This window comes from Methanococcoides alaskense (assembly GCF_027594145.1).
Lineage (GTDB): Archaea > Halobacteriota > Methanosarcinia > Methanosarcinales > Methanosarcinaceae > Methanococcoides > Methanococcoides alaskense.
Window position 1 is genome coordinate 848,685 of sequence record NZ_JAQFFK010000003.1, and the last position, 20,723, is coordinate 869,407.

Genomic DNA, 20,723 nt, shown 5'->3' on the forward strand with positions numbered 1-20,723 from the left:
ATATCCAAGGTACAGTAAGCAATGTCTAAAAATTTATTGAAAAATTTACCTTAAAGGAAAATAAAAATGAGGATGAATAGGGAGGTTTGCCTTTTCCGTTACCTAGTAGATAAGCATTTCGTATAATAAAACCATTACATTGCATTAAGTACGCAAAATTACCGAAAATATACATTTCGAACCAAACTAAATAGCCTTTTAATCCAGTCCCTTCATAATAACTCTAACTTGTTTTAGAGAATATTCGACACCAAATTTCTCTTTGATAAGCTCTTTGACACGTGCAGTCGTCCAGTTCCCTTGCATCTTTAGATAGAATTTGAGATCACCCTTCTGATCATCCGTTAACTTGGAAGGTCGACCACCTGCATAACGTGGTAATAGACCAGAATATCCATCGCGGTTCCATCTTTTTTGCCATATGTATGCAACTCTTTTTGTCACCCCGACCTTCCTTGCAGCTTCTTCGACAGAATCACCATTATACCGGTACCGGACAAAATATAGTCGATCAAGTATTTTAATAAGGATCTCGATATACCTAATTCTTTTATTTAGTTCTTCGTAAGTCAACTTTTGTTGAATAGGATACATTTCGGTTTTTACCATGGCAGCCGTTAATGATTTAAAAGTATAAATAGTTTAGTTTGGTTCTGCAAATGCTTATATACGAGTATCATCAAGGAATATTTGCAATTAAGCAGGACAAACGACCGGTCGCGTTGAAACAATACGAGCGGGCTGCAAGATTGATATAATAAAGGTGATGAAAATGGGAAATCAAGAAATTTTTGACAAGCTCAAAAACGCAATAGTAAATCAGGATATTAACGGCTGCCCTGTAATAACACAGGAAGCACTTGATGCAGGAATTACTGCATTCGACATTATCAATGAAGCACTTGCACCAGGAATGAAGGTCGTAGGCGACAACTTCGAAGCAGCAACTATCTACCTTCCACAGATCATGATGTCTGCAAAGGCAATGAAGGCTGCAATGGAGATCCTTGAGCCAATTCTCGCAGAAGAGAAAGGCGACGATGAGGGTGTAGGCATGGCAGTAACTTTCGTACAGGAAGGAGATATTCACGATATCGGTCACCGCCTTGTTACAACAATGCTCGGTGCAAACGGCTTTGAGATCCTTGACCTTGGAACAGATATTCCAAACGAGGATGTAGTAGAAGCAATTGCAAAGAACAAGGGTAAGAAAATGCTCCTTGTCGGTTCCGCACTGATGACAACATCAATGCTTGGCCAGAAAGATGTAGTAAGGTTACTCGAAGAAGAGAACCTCAGGGACTCTGTTAAGATCATGTTCGGTGGCGCACCAGTCACAGATGCATGGATCGCAGAATGCGGTGCAGACGGTACAGCCGAAAATGCAGCAGAAGCAGCAAGAGTAGCACTTGAACTTATGGCATAATATTGGGGGAACAGAGAATGACATTTACAAAATCAGTTACTTGCTTTGACTTCTACGACCGAGCACAGAAAGGCGAGAAATGTACCCAGGATGACTGGGATCTGATGACCATTCCAATGAAGGCAATGGAACTCAAGCAGAAATACAACCTTGACTTTGGTACCGAGACCGTTCCAACCGACAAGGACCAGATGGAGAGACTATTCAAGGCAGGTTTCGACATGCTCTTAGACTGTGGTATCTACTGCACAGACACAAAGAGGATCGTCAAATACACAGAGGACGAGATCTGGGACGCTATCAACAACCCAATGCCAGCATTCCAGCTCGGTACCGGCAGAGACTCAGTACAGATGAAGAAGAGAGAAGTAGGCGACAAGAGAAAGCCTATAGTACAAGGCGGTCCAACCGGTTCACCAATTTCCGAAGATATGTTCATGCCAATTCACATGAGCTATGCACTCGAGAAGGAAGTAGACACAATTGTTAACGGTGTCATGATGACAGTCCGTGGTAAGCCACCTATACCAGGCAGCCCATACGAGATCCTCGCAGCAAAGTCCGAAACAAGGCTCATCAGGAACGCAGCATCAATGGCTGGCAGACCTGGTATGGCTGTTTAGGGACCTGAGACTTCTCTGTCAGCTCAGGGAAATATCGCTTCCGACTGTGTCGGTGGTCAGATGACAAGTGACAGCCACGAAGTATCACAGCTCAACGAGCTTAAGATCGACCTCGATGCAATCGCAGTTATCGCACACTACAAGGGTAACAGCGACATAATCATGGATGAACAGATGCCTATCTTCGGCGGATACGCTGGCGGTATTGAGGAAACAACCATTGTAGACATTGCAACCAGCCTTAACTCCATGGTAATGAGCAGTGCAAGCTGGCACCTTGATGGTCCTGTCCACATCAGATGGGGATCCACCAACACCAGAGAAACCCTCCAGATCGCTGGATGGGCATGTGCAACTCTCAGTGAGTTCACAGACCTTATGACAGGTAACCAGTACTATCCATGTGCAGGTCCATGTACCGAAATGTGCCTCCTCGAAGCAGCAGCACAGTCCGTAACTGACACATCATCCGGCCGTGAGATCCTCTCAGGTGTCGCAGCAGCAAAGGGTGTCATCACTGACAAGACAACCGGTATGGAAGCAAGGATGATGGGAGAAGTCGCACGCGCAACAGCAGGTATGGACATCGATTCCGTGAACGCTGTTGTTAACAACATCGTCAGCTCCTACGAAGGCAACTACGCAAACGCTCCTGAAGGAAAGACATTCCAGGAATGCTATGACGTTGCAACCGTTACACCAACCGACGAGTATGTCAAAGTGTACGAAGGCGCAAGAAGGAAACTCGAAGAATTCGGTCTTACATTCTAAGATCAAAACATTACAAAATATCTTTTGCCAGCCTATGTGCTGGCATTCTTTTCTTTTTTGATTATTTTATCATATAGGTACCACATAAAGCACCTATATATTACTGCAAGGATTTTATACGACATTCAATTCCTACAGAAATTACACTCATCCTATGATTATTACAAGGACAACATTGCATCCTATCCTACTGCATACAGCCTACTGGCAATACAGAAGCCACACATGACCTACAAAGGCTAACAAACAACTCATAAGTACTACAAGGCTTAAACATAGTTTTCAAATGCTGTGAAGACCCCCAGGCCCTTATACACAGGAATATCTTCTTTAATACATTCAATAATGTCCCGTATATCGAGTAGATACTAAAGGGTAAGTATTTCAAAATAGCATATCATAAATTATAAATGTAATAAATTTAAGTGAACCTTCCCTGCCTTATTTTTTTAAAATAAAATTGCAGATATTCTTTAAAAATATTTTAATAGCAACTTTCTAATAGAAAATTTTATATTATAGCGTACCAGAAGGACATTTCCCTTACAATGCCAACCAAAAAATATAAATAATACAATGTAATATGTGGCACAAAATCCCTTGAAAAGAGGCAACTCATACCTAAAAGTTGTCCTTTGAAAGGTAAAGTGGTAACTTACCTCTTATGGAAAAGGTGCACGAACATGGATACATGGACTATAATAAATGGAATCATCTATTTGACCTGTTTTGTTTTGATAGGTTGGATGTTGTTAGATGCCAGTAAAGTCTCAAAATAATTGTGGTTTTTAAGGAGAGTTAAATGTCTGGAAATACAAATTCGGAACATGCCGGTGTCGTAAAGACACTCCGACCCTATCACGTATGGGCGCTTGGAGTTGGTATTGTTCTGGTAGGCGAATACATGGGATGGAACTTCACAGTTGCAAAAGGTGGAATACTTGGTTCACTCTTTGCACTGCTGGTTGCAGGAACCATGTTTGTAATGGTTTCTTTATGTGCTAGTGAACTAGGATCATCAACTAAACTTGCAGGCGGACCTTATGATTGGGCAAGATTATTCGTAGGACCTGGTGCAGCTGCACTTGTGGGTCTTGCAGTATACATGGAATTCATTGCCCTGGAATCTGCTGACGCTATTGTCGTTGCATCCATCACAAGCTCGATCTTCCCGGAGATACAAACATTCCCGGTTACATTGTTAATTATCGCATTCTTAACATTTATGAACTATCGTGGAGTCGTGGCTGCCCTTAATCTTAACTTTGCACTCACGTTCACTGCACTGATAGCTATTATTGTTTTCTTCTTCGCCAACATTACCGGATTTGCCGGCACATGGCATCCAGAATATCTCATATCAGGAGCTATGCCTAACGGTTTTATCGGTATTTTTGCGGCTCTGCAATTTGGACCCTGGTTCTACCTTGGTATCGAAGGAGCAGCAATGTGTGCAGAAGAATGTAAACATCCAACAAGAGCAGTTCCTCTTGGACAGCAAGCAGGTATGATAACCCTTCTTCTCGGTTCAGGTATGACCCTCTACATATGTTCAGGTCTGATACCAGCCGCAGAACTCGGTACTTCAGTATACCCACTCTTTGAAGCAGCAACATCAACAGGTTCAACATTCCTTATTGCAGCTCTCGGGATCGGTACACTTTTCACCTGTCTTGCAAGCGCAAACGGTACAGTTTGCGACGCATCACGGTCATGGTTTGCCCTTTCAAGGGATAAATTTCTGACAAACTGGTTCGCTGACGTGCATCCACGTTACAGCACCCCATACAGGGCAGTCATTTTCACAATGCCTATCGCGATCGCATTTGCATTTAGTGGTTTCCTCGATCAGGTCATCACCTTTTCAATCATATCAGGTTTGATCTGCTATGTAATGATACCATTTTCCCTGATCCGCTTCAGGAAGTTATTCCCGGAGCACAGCCAGAAGGTCCGCCCGTTTGTGGGCCCTCTGCAGCCAACACTTGCATACATTACGATCTTCCTTGCCATTGTGATCATGTCTACCCTTAACTGGGGATACGGTTTCAACCTTATATTCGGACTATTGTTCTACGTGATAGCATACTTCTACTTCTCGTGGAGATACAAGAGCATTGAGATAAATCACGATTGGGGAGAAGACCTCGGATGGCCTGAGCCCTCACACAGGAGATAATGGAGGAAGTAAAATGGTAAATAAGACAAAATATCACAACGACCTCAAAAAGGACGCAGGCATTATTGTTCTTGTGTTAGGACTATTGTTCTTCTCAGAAACATTTGTCTTTTACAGAATAATGTCAACTCTGTGGGATGCAGTGCCTGAAGTCCGTATCATCTTTCCGGTCTACCTCTTGTTCCTGATGCTCCTGCTCGGGATCGAGACAATAGGTTGCATCACTGTGTACAAATCCATAAAGGAACACATGTACGACTTTAAGTATTACGAATGAAGGGGATGGAAATATGGCAAAATCTGAAGAAAAAAGTAGTATGGTCATGCAGATCGCAGATATCCTGTTCATCTTCGTTGTTGCAGGTATTTGTGTAATAGCTCCTGTAATTATACTTGGAGGAGGAGCTGATACCGGGCCCATGGTGTTCGAATGGAATCCAGTACAATATTTTGGATTGCTGGCAGTGATCCTTGTATTCTTTGCTGTGATCCTGCGCCACTCTCTTAAGAACTATATATATTAAATTGACTCCAATTGGTTGTGGTTTAATTACCACAACTTCTCCTTTTTATCTTTTTACTGCCATTTGAACTTAATTATTATAAGATGTTTTAACTGAACTTCAGTTACATTATCAATAAAAAATAGAAACCTTCATATCTAACAAACAATCATTATACCGTTACAAATAAAAGATGAAATGTATCATCTGCAGTATTTTGGGGTAAAGGGGTATAATGAATTCTTCATTGACAGATAATATATGGCTTTCTGAGAAAAGGACAAACCTGCTTTTGTTACTTATGGAAGGGCCAAGAGACATAGAACAGATCAAGGTCTCACTTAATGTGACATCTCGTGGAATGATGCCACAAATAAAAAAGCTGAAAGAAAAAGGTCTCATCGTTGAAGAAGATGAAACTTATAGACTTTCCAATACTGGCAGACTCATAGTCAGAAACATGCTCCCTTTGATCAACACACTGCGAATGATAAACGAGAACAGGAGTTACTGGGAACAGCATGATATTAACATACTTCCCCCACATCTTTTTAGGGGACTTCACAACCTTGGCAATTATCTCCTTCTTGAACCTGATCTGAACTATACTTTTGAGATACCAAAAGAATTCACCGAGAACCTATTGAGATCAAAAGAAATAATGTCCATCATCTCATTTTTCCGCCCTGAATATCCAAAGTTCTATTCCCAACTTGCAGAAAAAGCAGACAGCCTCACACTTTTACTTTCAAGATCAGTATTTAAAAGAATGGAGAAGAATTGTGCTTCAGAACTGGAGTTCCTACTTTCGTCAGAAAGCACAAGATTGTATCTATATGAAGGTGAAGGAAGACCACCAGCTATCGATGTCTCTGACTGGTTCATGTATGTCAGCTTTTTCAATGAACAGGGACGCTATGATCACAGAGATATAATGAGCTTCGATGAAACCGCTTTGAAATGGGGAAAAGAGCTTTTCCAGTATTATTGTGACCGATCAACAGAGATAACAGAGATATAAAGGAGAATATTCAAGATGCCCATGGAACTTATTGAAACTATTTTTCTCTCCGAAAAAAGAGAAAATCTTCTCCTTATGCTACTTGATGATCCTGCTGATATCAAAACTATAGATTCTACCCTTGAAGTCACCTCTTCATCTATACTTCCACAAATAAAAAAACTGAGGGAAATCAGATTTATAGATAAGAATGAGAACGGATCATATGAATTGACCAGTATAGGAAGACTGGTCGTAGAGAACATGAAACCCCTCTCAAGTATGCTTAAAGTCTTTGATGTAGCCTGTGAATACTGGGATGAAAGAGACCTGACCACAATTCCAGATGAGCTTCTTGACAATATTGGAAGCCTTGGAAATATTCAATTAATAGTACCTGACCTGGATCACATGTATGAACTTCAGGATGACTTCCTGAATAACATGCAAAAATCAAACAAAGTATCATCCGTGCTCTCTCTTTACCATCCGAATAACCTTGACCTTTTCAATAAACTGGACACTGCCGGAGTCAATATAGAGATCATACTTACAGAATCCGTACTTGAAAGAATGCTGAACGATTCCGAAAAGGAGATGGAAGCGTTCCTTAGTTCAAAGAACACCATAATTCTTGTTTGTGAAGATACAATAAAACCACCTTCATTCAGTGTCACTGATAATTTTATCTACATGAGCCTTTTCAATATTCAAGGCAGATATGATCATCACGACATCATGAGCTTTGAGACCAGTGCATTAGAATGGGGGGTAATGTTGTTCGAACACTATAAGGCCCTATCCACACCCTATTGAATAAATTTATGTGAATATCACAACGGAAGTGAAACGATAATGAGATGGAAAGATGTGTCATTAAAAGTAAAACTTGTACTATATATTGTAACAGGGGTCTTTCTGATATTATCCGCTTCTACCTCTATTGTCATCACCACAGTCACAGAACAGGAAGAACAACTCGCATATCACGACTCCATTCAAAACGCAAAAAGTTTCGCAAATGGCTATAATGCTGATATGAAAGCGGATATGGCAGTTGCACATACCCTTGCAGCACTTCTGGCCAAATATGATAATGCTGACCGTGGTGAAATAAATGCCATGCTGGAAGAACTATTACTGGAGAATCCAGAACTTCTTGCCGTATATGTTGCTTTCGAACCAAACGCTTTTGACGGCCGGGATTCTGAGTTTGTCAATGCTGATGCAACTCACGACGAAACCGGCCGTTTCATTCCTTACTGGAACAAGATCGGCGGCGAGATGTTCGTAGAGCCACTTGTAGATTATGATACCCTCGATTATTATCAGCTTACAAAAGAACAGGAACAGGATATCATCACAGAACCCTACCTCTACCAGGGCGCTCTTATCGTAAGTTATGATGCACCCATTGTCAGAGATGGAGAGTTCATAGGCATCAGCGGGGTCGATGTAGAGCTAAACTATGTCGATGAGACCGTAAGTAGCGTAAAAGCATTTGATACCGGTTATCTGTTCATGGTAAGCAATACCGGAGTGTTACTATCCCATCCAACGAGAAAGGACTGGATCGGCCTAAGATCAATGGCAGATTTTGATATCCCGATGATAGAAAAAGCTAACAAAGACATCAATAATGGTATTGGAGGACACATCGATACCATCGATCCGGTGACCGGAAAAGAAGTGGTAATGTTCTACGAACCCATAGAGACAGGTAAATTCGCTATTGTACTAGTTGTTCCTACCGAAGAGATGTTAGCCGGAGTGGAATCATTGCGCTCCACTCTGATCACGATCTATACATTCTCCATCATATTCATGGGCGCCATGGCATACTTAATAGCAGTTTCATTTACAAACAGGATCACCGAGATTGTTATTGATTTTAAGAAGATATCAGGAGCTGCGATAAAAGGGGACCTCGATGCCAGGGCTAATACTGATGTAGAGATCGACTTTAAGCTCATACCCAAAGGTATGAACGAAATAATGGATGCTTTAACTGGCCATTCCAAAGAATTACAAAATTCATATGAATTGATACGAAAAATGGAATCAGCCGTGAACAGCAGTAAAGTTGTGGTATTCTGGTGGAAGTTCGAGCATGAATACCCTGTTGAATTCGTTTCAGATAATGTTGCTCAATTCGGTTATTCATTGGAAGAGTTCTTATCAGGAAATCTTTTGTATGGCGACATAATTCACAAAGATGACCTGGATAGTGTCTGGTCCGAACTGAATAAATGTGCAGATGAAGGTCACGATCATTTCCACAAAGACTATCGAATAGTCACCAAAAGTGGAGAAATACGTTGGGTGCATGAAGATACGTTCATACAACGCGATGATGAAGGGAAGATCGCATACTTCCAGGGAACGATACTTGATATTACCGAGCGTGTCAAAGCAGAGAAAGCACTGAAGGAAATGGATGAGATAAGAACGAAAGAGATACATCATCGTATCAAGAACAATCTTCAGGTCGTTTCTGGAATGCTGTATCTGGAATCACTTAACTTCCGTTACCAGGAAGTAATTGATGCATTCAGGGACAGCGAGAACCGCGTACGTTCGATAGCACTTATACATGAGAAGCTCTACCAGTCAAAGGACCTTGTCAGCCTTGATCTTGGTGACTACATCAAGGACCTTACAGACCATCTTTTTCACTCCTATAGAGTAGAGGAAGAAGATGTAGAACTTATTCTCAATGTCGATGATATGTTCCTTGGAATGGATACTGCTGTACCTCTTGGAATCATCATAAACGAACTTACATCCAACGCACTCCAGCATGCTTTTGAAAACGGTGTAAAAGGCGAGATATATATCGATTTCTTCAAAAGGGAAGAGATATTTGAACTTACCATTAGCAATACAGGCAAGAATTTCCCGAAGGATATCGATTTTAAGAATACTGAATCCCTTGGATTGCAGCTTGTGACGAATCTCGTTTCCCAGATAGAAGGAGAAGTGGAACTTGATACGACCGACAGGACTACATTTACAATAACTTTCCGTGATGGTAAATAACAAGGTGTCACTATGAAAAATACCAGGATATTAGTAGTTGAAGATGAAGCGATCGTAGCAATGGTGATAAAAAAGAGATTGATGGACCTTGGTTATGTCGTCTCAGGGGTCGCAGCTACCGGAACAGATGCCATCAATAAAGTAGAAGGAACATTTCCGGACCTTGTGCTTATGGATATTATGCTGAAAGGAGATATGGATGGTATCGAAGCTGCTGAGGAGATACGTAAGAGGTTTTCGATCCCCGTGATATATCTTACAGCACACTCCGATGAAAATACCCTAGAAAGAGCTAAACTTACCGAACCTTATGGATACATAATAAAACCGTTTACAGAAAGAGACTTAAGTAGCAATATTGAGATCGCCATCCATAAACACAGGCGTGAAATGGAAAATGATAAAGCTGAAAAATGATAAAAAGAGAACTATTTTATCATTTCTCCTCATTTTAATTCGCTTCATTTAAGGTACATTAGTAGCCTTACTGGTATCCTCCATCTTTTAGACTCAACGTTTCAATGCCATTGTCGATTTTAAAGGCATTGTCGTTTTTTATCCATCCTACCAATTGTAGCTAAATAATAAATTTTGCAGTGTTGTTCGAACATATATGCCCATATCAATTTGTTTAGTTATTACAAGTTCAAACGGCATGGGCATATTTTAATATAGTTTACAAAAACGATATCGGCTAGGTTATATGTTTTTGGAACTGATGTTAATTCACTGATGCCTACCCTAAATTGGCATTGAACAGACAATATTGCGTAATACAAGAAAGGTGAAATAGAAATGGGAAATCAAGAAATTTTCGACAAGCTGAAAAATGCAATAGTGAACCAGGATATTAACGGCTGCCCTGTAATAACACAGGAAGCACTTGATGCAGGAATTACTGCTTTCGACATTATCAACGAAGCACTTGCACCAGGAATGAAGATCGTAGGCGACAACTTCGAAGCAGCAACAATCTACCTTCCACAGATCATGATGTCTGCAAAGGCAATGAAGGCTGCAATGGAGATCCTTGAGCCAATTCTCGCAGAAGAGAAAGGCGACGATGAGGGTGTAGGCATGGCAGTAACTTTCGTACAGGAAGGAGATATTCACGATATCGGTCACCGTCTTGTTACAACAATGCTCGGTGCAAATGGCTTTGAGATCATGGACCTTGGAACAGATATTCCAAACGAGGATGTAGTCGAAGCAATTGCAAAGAACAAGGGTAAGAAAATGCTCCTTGTCGGTTCCGCACTGATGACAACATCAATGCTTGGCCAGAAAGATGTAGTAAGGTTACTCGAAGAAGAGAACCTCAGAGATTCTGTTAAGATCATGTTCGGTGGCGCACCAGTCACAGATGCATGGATCGATGAATGCGGCGCAGACGGCACAGCCGAAAATGCAGCAGAGGCAGCAAGAGTAGCACTTGAACTTATGGCATGAGCAGGAGAGATCAAAATGACATTTACAAAATCAGTTACCTGCTTTGACTTCTATGACAGAGCACAGAAAGGCGAGAAATGTACCCAGGATGACTGGGATCTGATGACCATTCCAATGAAGGCAATGGAACTCAAGCAGAAATACAACCTTGACTTTGGTACCGAGACCGTTCCAACCGACAAGGACCAGATGGAGAGACTCTTCAAGGCAGGTTTCGACATGCTCTTAGACTGTGGTATCTTCTGTACCGACACAAAGAGGATCGTCAAATACACAGAGGACGAGATGTGGGACGCTATCAACAACCCACACCGAGAATTCCAGCTCGGTACCGGCAGAGATGCAGTACAGATGAGGAAGAGGACAGTAGGCGACAAGAAGAAACCTATAGTACAGGGCGGTCCAACCGGTTCACCAATTTCCGAAGATGTGTTCATGCCAGTTCACATGAGCTATGCACTCGAGAAAGAAGTAGATACTATCGTAAATGGTGTCATGACCACAGTTCGTGGCAGGCCAACTATTCCAGGCAGCCCATACGAGATCCTCGCAGCAAAGACCGAGACAAGGCTCATCAAGAACGCAGCAGCAATGGCTGGCAGACCAGGTATGGCCGTTTAGGGACCTGAGACTTCCCTGTCCGCTCAGGGTAACATCGCTTCCGAGTGTGTCGGTGGCCAGACAACAAGTGACAGTCACGAAGTATCACAGCTCAACGAGCTTAAGATCGATCTCGATGCAATTGCAGTTATCGCAAACTACAAGGGTAACAGCGACATCATCATGGACGAACAGATGCCTATCTTCGGCGGATACGCTGGCGGCATTGAAGAAACCACCATCGTAGACATTGCAACCCACCTCAACTCTATGATAATGAGCAGTGCAAGCTGGCACCTTGATGGTCCTGTCCACATCAGATGGGGATCCACCAACACCAGGGAAACCCTCCAGATAGCAGGATGGGCATGTGCAACTATCAGTGAGTTCACAGACCTTATGTCCGGTAACCAGTACTATCCATGTGCAGGTCCATGTACCGAGATGTGCCTCCTCGAAGCAGCAGCACAGTCCGTAACTGACACATCATCCGGCCGTGAGATCCTCTCAGGTGTCGCAGCAGCAAAGGGTGTCATCACTGACAAGACAACCGGTATGGAAGCAAGGATGATGGGAGAAGTCGCACGCGCAACAGCAGGTATGGACATCGATTCCGTGAACGCTGTGCTCGACAAACTTATCGCATCCTACGAGGGCAACTACGCAAACGCTCCTGAAGGTAAGACATTCCAGGAATGCTACGATGTTGCAACCGTTACACCAACAGACGAGTATGTCAAGGTCTATGAGGGCGCAATAAAGAAACTCGAAGGCTTCGGTCTTACATTCTAACCCTGAAATTAGCAATGACGTTTTTACCAGCGAGAGATCGCTGGTTTTTTTTTATAACGCCATTTGTCATTATTATTAAGTAGACAAATAAACATCAAAATAAAAAGTCAAACAAAATGCTAAGGGGGCATTCAAAATGGATCCGTGGACTTTAATAAACGGGGTAATTTACCTCATATGTTTTGCCTTGATCGGCTGGATGTTGTTGGACGCAAGCAAAGTATCCAACAAGTAATGCTACAGGAGGAGGACAAATGTCAGAAAATTCAAATGAAGTCGAGCTGGTAAAGTCACTGCGTCCATACCATGTATGGGCACTTGGTGTCGGTATCGTGTTGGTCGGCGAATACATGGGTTGGAACTTCACAGTTGCAAAAGGTGGTATACTAGGTTCACTTTTTGCACTGCTGGTTGCAGGTACCATGTATGTAATGGTTTCACTGTGTGCCAGTGAACTAGGTTCATCCACAAAACTTGCCGGTGGACCGTACGATTGGGCAAGATTATTCGTCGGACCCGGTGCGGCGGCTATTGTAGGTCTTGCTGTTTATATGGAATATATTGCCTTGGAAGCTGCTGACGCTATTGTTGTAGCATCCATTGCACAATCGATCTTCCCGGAAATACAAACATTCCCGGTAACTTTGCTCGTTATCGCGGCTTTGACATTTATGAACTATCGTGGAGTTGTAGCAGCACTTAATCTTAACTTTGCTCTTACATTCACAGCATTGATAGCAATTATAGCATTCTTCTTTATGAATATTGGTGGAATTGGCGGAACATGGCATCCGGAATACCTTATTTCAGGAGCTATACCCAACGGATTTATCGGAGTTTTCGCCGCATTGCAGTTTGGACCATGGTTCTACCTTGGTATCGAAGGAGCAGCAATGTGTGCAGAGGAATGTAAACACCCAACAAGAGCTATTCCTCTTGGACAACAGGCAGGTATGATCACCCTTCTCCTCGGAGCAGGTATGACACTCTACGTCTGTTCAGGTCTCATTCCAACTGCAGAACTCGGTGTTTCAGTATACCCACTCTTTGAAGCAGCAAATCAGAGCGGTGTTAAATTCCTGGTTGCATTCCTTGCAATAGGTACTCTATTCACCTGTCTTGCAAGTGCCAACGGTACTGTTTGTGATTCATCAAGGTCCTGGTTTGCTCTGTCAAGAGATCATTTCCTGACCAACTGGTTCGCTGCAGTACACACAAAGTACAGCACTCCATACAGGGCAGTCATTTTCACAATGCCAATTGCTGTTGCCTTTGCATACAGTGGTTTTCTGGACCAGGTCATTACTTTCTCCATCACATCAGGACTGGTATGTTACGTGATGATCCCATTCTCCCTGATACGCTTCAGGAAGATGTTCCCCGAACACACACAAAAAGTACGTCCATTTGTCGGACCTCTGCAACCTTATCTGGCATACTTCACAATATTCCTGGCGATCGTGATCATGTCTACACTTAACTGGGGATACAGCTACAACCTTATCTTCGGACTTGTCTTCTATATAGTAGCCTACTTCTACTTCTCATGGAGATACAGGAGCATAGACGCAAAACACGACTGGGGAGAAGACCTTGGATGGCCTGAACCTGCACATAAGAGGTGAACAGGAGGAATATATCATGGCAGATGAAGCATTATACAATAACAAGCTGAAACAGGATGCAGGAGTAATTCTCCTGGTCCTAGGATTGCTGTATTTCTCTGAGACGTTCATCGTCTATAGGATAGTCTCCGTAATATGGAGATCCGGAGAAGTACCTGAGATCACTACAATACTCCCATTCTACATTATATTCATAGTACTCTTGCTTGGGATAGAAACGATCGGATGTATCAGAGTGTACAAGTCCATCAAGGAACACATGTACGACTTTAAGTATTACGACTGAAGGAGGAAAAGACATGCCAAGCGAAATGAAGACAGAAAGAAGCATGTTCATGACGATATTCGATATCCTGTTCATATTCATACTGGCAGGTATCTGTATCGTAGTCCCGGTGATCATTCAGGGAACGGTCCTTGTGGGCTGGGAAGGAACAGGAACCATGCAATTCGTCTGGGATCCAGTACAGTATTTTGGATTGCTGGGAATAATTATTGCATTCTTCGTTGTGGTACTCTACCACTCAGTCAAGAATTACAGGTTCTGAACATGTGAGAAAGGTTGTCAGTATTTTTGCTGACAACTTATATATTTTCAAATATCGTATATAACAATGAAGTAATGGGTGATCTTATGAGTGAACAAGTAATCAACCGACTTAAAGACCCGGAAAACATCACCGAAACAGAACAGAAACATGTGCCTGTTATCGAAGCTGATGAAGTGATGACCGCAGAAGGTTCATTCGAAGTTACTGTAAAAGTGGGGGAATTACCACACGTTATGCAGGACGAACACTATATAGAGTGGATCGAACTCTCGCTCGGGGATATGAAGATCGGCAGGGTAGAACTATCACCTTCCGATGAGAAAGCTGAAGCAACATTTACTGTTGAGCCAACAGAAGAAATTGTAGGTATCCATGCCTATCAGGTATGCAACATTCGTGGCGTAAATGTTTGTGGAAAATGTGGCAGCAAATCTGTTGTAATGAAGTTAGATGCGCTGGCAAGCTGCAACGTTCATGGGTTGTGGGAATCAAAGAAAGAAGTCACGATCATGTCAAGTCATGAAGACGAAGGAAAAGCCTGTGCCTGGCATAAATGATCGTTTAAAGTGTTGATGTATGGGGGTACGTCATAACTACTAAACCCGGAGTTGATACTCTGGATATTTTTCTTTTTTGCAATGAATTTACAATTTTCAGTCAGTTTAACTGTGGTAGTATGAAAGAAAAGAGCATCCTGATAGTCGAAGATGAAATGATAGTCGCCATGATGATCAAGCTGAAACTTATTGAAATGGGATACAAGGTAGCAGGACATGCAGTATCATCGGAGCAAGCATTATTGATGGTCAATGAAAATAATCCAGATCTTATTATAATGGATATTTATATCAAAGGAAACCTTGATGGTATCGAGACAGCATTAGAAATAGAAGATAGATGCTCAGTTCCAATCATTTTCTTAACAGGGGATTCATCAAATGAAACAACTACAAGGGCATCCTTTGCACACCCTGTAGGTTATTTACAGAAACCTTTTATGGATGAAGAATTAGAATATGTAATTGAATCTGCTATGCACAAGCATATTGCCCAGACAAGAGACGCTGCTATTGCAAATTGATCAAAGGACAATGGTTTTAGTAATAGCATAACATTGTTTGTATTATTATAACATTTTTTAACTCGAAAAGGTTCAAGTGCTCCACAGGTTATGGAAAATGAAACTTGATTACGAACAGGGAAGATACATCATATTAGGGAGTATAGATGGAATATTGGCGGTGCTTGGTGTTGTCATAGGAACATCACATGTTGTGGATGATCCATCGATCATTATCAATGCTGCTCTTGGTGGTGCCGTTGCCCTTGCACTGACTAACGGTATCGGTTCATATCTTGCCGAAAGTGCAGTAGAGTACGGCAATCTTGCAGAACTGGAGAAACCCCTTCTACGAAGTCTTGAATCCACAACCCTAGAACGTGATACAAAGAAAAAGATATGGAATGATTCCATTACACACGGCGGATCAAGCTTAATTGGCTCCCTTATACCAATAATGCCCTTCGTACTATTTGATACGCTGTCACTTGAGATAGCGATCATACTCAGCATATCTGTTCTTGCAATACTTGGAGTATATTCAGGTAAGATCGCTAAACAAAGTCTCATAAAACATGCCGTGAGAATGGTAGGACTGGGAATACTGATCGTTCTGGCTGTGACTTCATTAGGTCTTCAATGATAGAATTATGGAAATCGTATCAGTGACAATAGCTTAAATGATCAAAGACATGATATCAAAGGTGAAAGAACATGGAAGAGATCGCTTATAAGAATATTCTTGTTCCCATTGATGAAAAGCAACTTTCAAAAAGGGTAATCGATCACGCACTACATATCGCAGATAAAGAATCAGGCAAGTTGATCATTGTCTATGTGGAAAGGAAAAAAACTCTGGAATGCATCTTTCCAAAAGAACTGGCTGAAAAGATGATGGTGATCGTAAAGGAGAATATCGAAGCCAACATGGACTATGCCCTTGAAAATGCAAGAAAAACAGGCGCAGAGGTTGAAAAGATCATACTTGACAATGATGGCATTGCCAAGGACCTTATCAGAATCGCCGAAGAAAATAATGTGAACCTGACAATAATGGGTTTCGAATCTTTGAGGTCCGGACCCCTTGGAAGTATTACCCGATGGTATCGCAGCAAATATCGGACCTGTTCTCGTCATCACCGACGAAGACTGATACACGCATTGTGAACTACCCCACTCTTACGCATGAGGCTTTCTGCTTCATTCTTTGAACTATGCATCAATATACAATATTTATAACAATATATCAATGGTTTGTAAAACAATGTTGTGTGCAGATAGTACGTATTTCATCCCACATCTTACGAAAGGGGGACTTCTCGGCTAAAAGTTAAATCTAATGGGAAGCTATAGAGTTGAACATTATGCTATCCACCCTATTGCTTTTCCTGTTAAGCCTTGTCCTGATCACCAAAGGTGCGGACTGGTTCATCGAAGCCGCTGTTGCCATCTCAACCAAAAGTGGCCTTCCAAAGATCATAATCGGAGCCACCATAGTCAGTTTTGCTACGACAGCACCCGAATTTACCGTTTCTGCAATGGCCGCATATCTTGGTCATACCGATCTGACGATCGGGAATGCAGTTGGTTCTGCTATCTGTAATATAGGACTTGCACTTGGAGTGGTAATAGCAGTAAAGGCAATACCTTTGGATGGGGGCTCTTTCCTTCATAAAAGTGCTATCATGCTGATAGCAGGACTCACACTTGTGGCACTGACATTGGACAGGACATTAAGTTCGTTCGATGGCATTATCCTACTGACCATATTCGTTGGTTTTCTCTACTATAACTATCGTCTGCAATCTGCCATATTCGATGGCAATGAGAATAAAAGGGAAAAACTGTCTTTAAGCGAAATAAAATCAGATATCTTCTACTTTATACTTGGAGCAACACTTGTAGTTATCGGAAGCCGCATACTTGTGGACACCGGCACCGAGATAGCACGCTGGTTTGGCATTCCTGAAATGATAATAGGACTAACCCTTGTAGCACTTGGAACATCCCTTCCTGAACTTATAACAGCAATTTCTGCAACCCTTAAAGGGCACCAGGACCTTTCCATCGGGAACATCCTCGGTGCAAACACCATGGATATTGCACTCATACTTGGATTTTCCTCACAGATAAGAGATATTCCGATCCTTGACCAATCCATTATGTATGACTTTCCATTTATGATAGTTATCATGCTCTTGCTTATTATTTTCGGGATCACGAAAAAACGACTTGACCGATGGGAAGGTGTAGTTATCATGCTGGCTTATTTCGGTTATATTGCAGGTCTTTTCCTGCTCTACAACTGAATCCCTTTTAGATCGATTTATTCAGAGAAATAGCCCTATTGCTTAGTATGTGCCATAAATTCCGTCAGGCTTAAATCATGTCAGACAAAATAATATTAGAGGTTTTACTATGAAAAAAATGTGGATATTAATCTTTATGGTAGCAGCCCTTATCACCGCAGGGTGTGCCGGGGATGACACAGGAACAACAACGTTTACTGATGATGATCTGGAAGTGACAACTAATATACCTGAAGGTGCTGAAGACCAATGGTGCCCTGTCGGTACTACCTGGGAAGCTGTGAACCCACAGACAGGTGAATCAATGACCATGGCGATCACGGGTACAGAAACTGTTAACGGTATCGAGATGTGCAAAGCTATTGTAGAGATAGAGCCTGTAGTAGACGGTATTGCAAAAATGGAATATTTGTGGGCGGAGAATGGAGAATCGGTTATCTGGACAAACTACGATGAGTCAGGAAATGTTCATTCAAAAATAACAATTCTTGATGGAAAAATGTCCATTACTGACGAGAACGGGGAAGTAATGGAATTTGGAACAACAGAATAATTTATTGTTGATAGCATAAGCAGATGAATACTGCTTATATATTTTTTATTTTGCTAATTATTGGTGTTTCTGGTATGGCCATGTCCACAATATCTTGTTAAAATATCCTTTAATTAAGGTAAAGAACTATAATAAATCACATCTTATACGGGACCATTCATTCTAACGAACTATCAATTCATTGAAAGAAGGATAAAAATATGACCTCAACCCGCTTCATAATCACTGTTATCGGTATCGACAAAATAGGCATTGTTGCCAGCATTACAAAAGTTATGGCAGATTATAATGTGAATATCGTTGATATCAGCCAGACCATAATGGAAGACCTGTTCACAATGATCATGCTGGCAGGCGTGGATTCCGAGAACTTTGACCTTGCAGCATTCCAAAAAGCAATGGTTGGAATAGGGGAAGAGCTTGGTGTTGAAGTGCGTGTACAGCATGAAGACGCCTTCCGCTTTATGCACAGGATCTAAAAAAGGTGATCAAGATGCTTATTCATCCAGAAGAGATACTTGAGACCATCCACATGATCAAAGCTGAGAACTTTGATATAAGGACAGTTACCATGGGAATTAATCTTCGTGATTGCTGTCATAGTGACATCGATGTCCTCAATAAAAATATCTACAACAAGATAACCGGTTATGCAAAGGAACTTGTGAGGACCACAGAGGAGGTTCAGAACCTTTACGGCATCCCCATAACCAACAAACGAATTGCCGTTACCCCTATTGCCATCGTTGCCGAAAGTTGTGACACTGAGGACTATGTTTCCATAGCAAAGACCCTTGACAGAGCTGCTGATGATGTAGGTATAGATTTCATAGGAGGCTTCAGTGCCCTTGTACATAAAGGGATGACTCCTGGTGATCTGAAGCTTATCAATTCGATCCCACAAGCTCTTGCCAATACTAAAAAAGTATGTTCATCCGTCAATGTCGCAACTACAAAGGCAGGGATAAACATGGATGCAGTGGCAATGATGGGCAATATAGTCAAAAAGACAGCGGAAGCAACTAAAGATGCTGATGGCATCGGATGTGCAAAGCTTGTTATCTTTGCAAACGCACCGGAAGATAATCCCTTTATGGCAGGTGCATTTCATGGTATAGGAGAACCGGATTGTGTAATTAATGTAGGAGTCAGTGGTCCTGGTGTCGTAAATTCAACTGTACGCGAACTGAAAGACCCGGACCTTGGTGAGATCTCAGAAGCTATCAAGAAAACCGCTTTTAAGATAACAAGGATGGGAGAGATGGTAGGAAGAGAAGTTTCCCGCCGGCTCAATGTAGATTTTGGAGTTCTCGACCTTTCCCTTGCACCCACCCCGGAAATAGGCGATAGTGTTGCAGCCATCCTTGAGGCCATGGGACTCGAGACCTGTGGAACCCACGGAACAACTGCAGCTCTTGCTCTGCTTAACGATGCTGTGAAAAAAGGTGGTTCAATGGCCTCATCCTATGTGGGCGGTTTAAGTGGTGCTTTCATCCCGGTCAGCGAAGATGCAGGAATGATACGTGCGGTCGAATTGGGTGCATTGAGCCTTGAAAAGCTAGAAGCCATGACCAGCGTATGTTCCGTGGGACTGGATATGATAGCAATTCCAGGAGACACGTCTGCAGCAACCATTTCAGCAATCATTGCCGATGAAATGGCCATTGGAATGATAAACAAGAAAACAACGGCTGTACGTCTTATACCTGCCCCGGGCAAAAAGGTAGGGGACAGTGTAGAATTCGGAGGATTACTTGGAAGAGCACCGGTTATGAAAGTCTCTGAATTCAGTTCGGAAGAGTTTATAGCACGTGGTGGAAGGATACCTGCCCCTATTCAGGCACTCACAAATTGAAATTTGAAACCTGTATATATTTCAGACACTTCCAGAAGTAGAACCGTCATGAGAACATGAAACGATGATGCGGTCTATAATATCTCCTTTTTTCTCCCCTTTCTTTATTTTTATCCGAACGTCTAAATAACGTTCGTATAACTTTTTTCGCTCATGATACAGATCTTTTAGCCCCTTGTCCTTAAAGCCAACAAGTCCTCTTTTGGAAGGGGAGATACGCCTGGCTATCTGACTAAAAGACACATCCAGATAAACTATCGTAGAAATTTCTTTTAGATGTTTTATCGATTTTTCCGAGTAGACTATACTACCGCCGGTTGCAATAACATAGTTATCCAATGCATGAAGTCCAATAACGATCTGTTCTTCAAGTTCAATGAACTCATCG

General features: G+C 42.0%; 22 protein-coding genes and 2 pseudogenes. 22 read left to right on the forward strand and 2 right to left on the reverse strand.

Annotated features, from left to right (window positions below; translation table 11 throughout):
• Positions 1–198: 198 nt before the first annotated feature.
• Complete coding sequence (locus tag PBV53_RS07965) at positions 199–609, reverse strand: helix-turn-helix domain-containing protein (RefSeq protein WP_270096628.1); 411 nt, start codon at positions 607–609, stop codon at positions 199–201.
• A gap of 163 nt (positions 610–772) precedes the next feature.
• Between PBV53_RS07965 and PBV53_RS07970 the strand changes: the two genes are divergently transcribed.
• From PBV53_RS07970 to PBV53_RS08075, 22 genes and pseudogenes are all read left to right on the forward strand, one after another.
• Entirely contained in the window at positions 773–1,426 is a 654-nt protein-coding gene (locus PBV53_RS07970; RefSeq protein WP_270096629.1) for a methyltransferase cognate corrinoid protein, read from the forward strand.
• Between the two features lie 17 nt (positions 1,427–1,443).
• Positions 1,444–2,820, forward strand: a pseudogene (locus PBV53_RS07975) (monomethylamine:corrinoid methyltransferase).
• Between the two features lie 802 nt (positions 2,821–3,622).
• Positions 3,623–4,999 carry an APC family permease gene (locus PBV53_RS07980; protein ID WP_270096630.1) on the forward strand — a complete coding sequence of 459 codons (1,377 nt, stop codon included), beginning with the start codon at positions 3,623–3,625 and terminating at the stop codon, positions 4,997–4,999.
• 13 nt (positions 5,000–5,012) lie between these two features.
• The gene (locus PBV53_RS07985) at positions 5,013–5,276 is read left to right on the forward strand and encodes a monomethylamine transporter (protein ID WP_270096631.1); all 264 of its coding nucleotides are present in this window, start codon (positions 5,013–5,015) and stop codon (positions 5,274–5,276) included.
• 13 nt (positions 5,277–5,289) lie between these two features.
• A complete protein-coding gene (locus PBV53_RS07990) occupies positions 5,290–5,523 on the forward strand; it encodes an AcrB/AcrD/AcrF family protein (protein ID WP_270096632.1) in 234 nt (77 codons plus the stop codon).
• 214 nt (positions 5,524–5,737) lie between these two features.
• Positions 5,738–6,523, forward strand: coding sequence for a helix-turn-helix transcriptional regulator (locus PBV53_RS07995; RefSeq protein WP_270096633.1), 786 nt, complete (start codon positions 5,738–5,740; stop codon positions 6,521–6,523).
• Between the two features lie 21 nt (positions 6,524–6,544).
• Complete coding sequence (locus PBV53_RS08000) at positions 6,545–7,318, forward strand: helix-turn-helix transcriptional regulator (RefSeq protein ID WP_270096634.1); 774 nt, start codon at positions 6,545–6,547, stop codon at positions 7,316–7,318.
• Between the two features lie 39 nt (positions 7,319–7,357).
• Positions 7,358–9,541, forward strand: coding sequence for a histidine kinase dimerization/phosphoacceptor domain -containing protein (locus PBV53_RS08005; RefSeq protein WP_270096635.1), 2,184 nt, complete (start codon positions 7,358–7,360; stop codon positions 9,539–9,541).
• A 12-nt stretch (positions 9,542–9,553) separates the two neighbouring features.
• Positions 9,554–9,958: a response regulator gene (locus tag PBV53_RS08010; protein ID WP_270096636.1), complete on the forward strand. Its 405-nt coding sequence runs from the start codon at positions 9,554–9,556 to the stop codon at positions 9,956–9,958.
• Positions 9,959–10,336: 378 nt separating this feature from the next.
• Positions 10,337–10,990, forward strand: a complete 654-nt coding sequence (locus PBV53_RS08015; protein ID WP_270096637.1) for a methyltransferase cognate corrinoid protein — start codon at positions 10,337–10,339, stop codon at positions 10,988–10,990.
• Between the two features lie 15 nt (positions 10,991–11,005).
• Positions 11,006–12,382, forward strand: a pseudogene (locus PBV53_RS08020) (monomethylamine:corrinoid methyltransferase).
• Positions 12,383–12,636: 254 nt separating this feature from the next.
• Positions 12,637–14,007 carry an APC family permease gene (locus PBV53_RS08025; protein ID WP_270096638.1) on the forward strand — a complete coding sequence of 457 codons (1,371 nt, stop codon included), beginning with the start codon at positions 12,637–12,639 and terminating at the stop codon, positions 14,005–14,007.
• A gap of 16 nt (positions 14,008–14,023) precedes the next feature.
• Positions 14,024–14,293, forward strand: a complete 270-nt coding sequence (locus PBV53_RS08030) for a monomethylamine transporter (protein ID WP_270096639.1) — start codon at positions 14,024–14,026, stop codon at positions 14,291–14,293.
• Between the two features lie 13 nt (positions 14,294–14,306).
• A complete protein-coding gene (locus PBV53_RS08035) occupies positions 14,307–14,555 on the forward strand; it encodes an AcrB/AcrD/AcrF family protein (RefSeq protein ID WP_270096640.1) in 249 nt (82 codons plus the stop codon).
• 86 nt (positions 14,556–14,641) lie between these two features.
• A complete protein-coding gene (locus PBV53_RS08040; RefSeq protein ID WP_270096641.1) occupies positions 14,642–15,115 on the forward strand; it encodes a class II SORL domain-containing protein in 474 nt (157 codons plus the stop codon).
• A 119-nt stretch (positions 15,116–15,234) separates the two neighbouring features.
• Complete coding sequence (locus tag PBV53_RS08045; protein ID WP_270096642.1) at positions 15,235–15,639, forward strand: response regulator; 405 nt, start codon at positions 15,235–15,237, stop codon at positions 15,637–15,639.
• A gap of 97 nt (positions 15,640–15,736) precedes the next feature.
• A complete protein-coding gene (locus PBV53_RS08050; protein ID WP_270096643.1) occupies positions 15,737–16,261 on the forward strand; it encodes a VIT1/CCC1 transporter family protein in 525 nt (174 codons plus the stop codon).
• A 71-nt stretch (positions 16,262–16,332) separates the two neighbouring features.
• A complete protein-coding gene (locus tag PBV53_RS08055; protein ID WP_270096644.1) occupies positions 16,333–16,785 on the forward strand; it encodes a universal stress protein in 453 nt (150 codons plus the stop codon).
• A 197-nt stretch (positions 16,786–16,982) separates the two neighbouring features.
• A complete protein-coding gene (locus tag PBV53_RS08060; protein ID WP_270096645.1) occupies positions 16,983–17,927 on the forward strand; it encodes a calcium/sodium antiporter in 945 nt (314 codons plus the stop codon).
• A 109-nt stretch (positions 17,928–18,036) separates the two neighbouring features.
• Entirely contained in the window at positions 18,037–18,480 is a 444-nt protein-coding gene (locus PBV53_RS08065; protein ID WP_270096646.1) for a hypothetical protein, read from the forward strand.
• 200 nt (positions 18,481–18,680) lie between these two features.
• Positions 18,681–18,959 (forward strand): ACT domain-containing protein, encoded by a 279-nt coding sequence (locus PBV53_RS08070; protein ID WP_270096647.1) that lies wholly within the window; start codon positions 18,681–18,683, stop codon positions 18,957–18,959.
• A 14-nt stretch (positions 18,960–18,973) separates the two neighbouring features.
• The gene (locus PBV53_RS08075; protein ID WP_270096648.1) at positions 18,974–20,335 is read left to right on the forward strand and encodes a PFL family protein; all 1,362 of its coding nucleotides are present in this window, start codon (positions 18,974–18,976) and stop codon (positions 20,333–20,335) included.
• Positions 20,336–20,356: 21 nt separating this feature from the next.
• Here the strand turns inward: PBV53_RS08075 and PBV53_RS08080 are convergent.
• Positions 20,357–20,723 (reverse strand): shikimate kinase (locus PBV53_RS08080; RefSeq protein WP_270096649.1); only part of this gene is annotated, 367 nt, incomplete at its 5' end.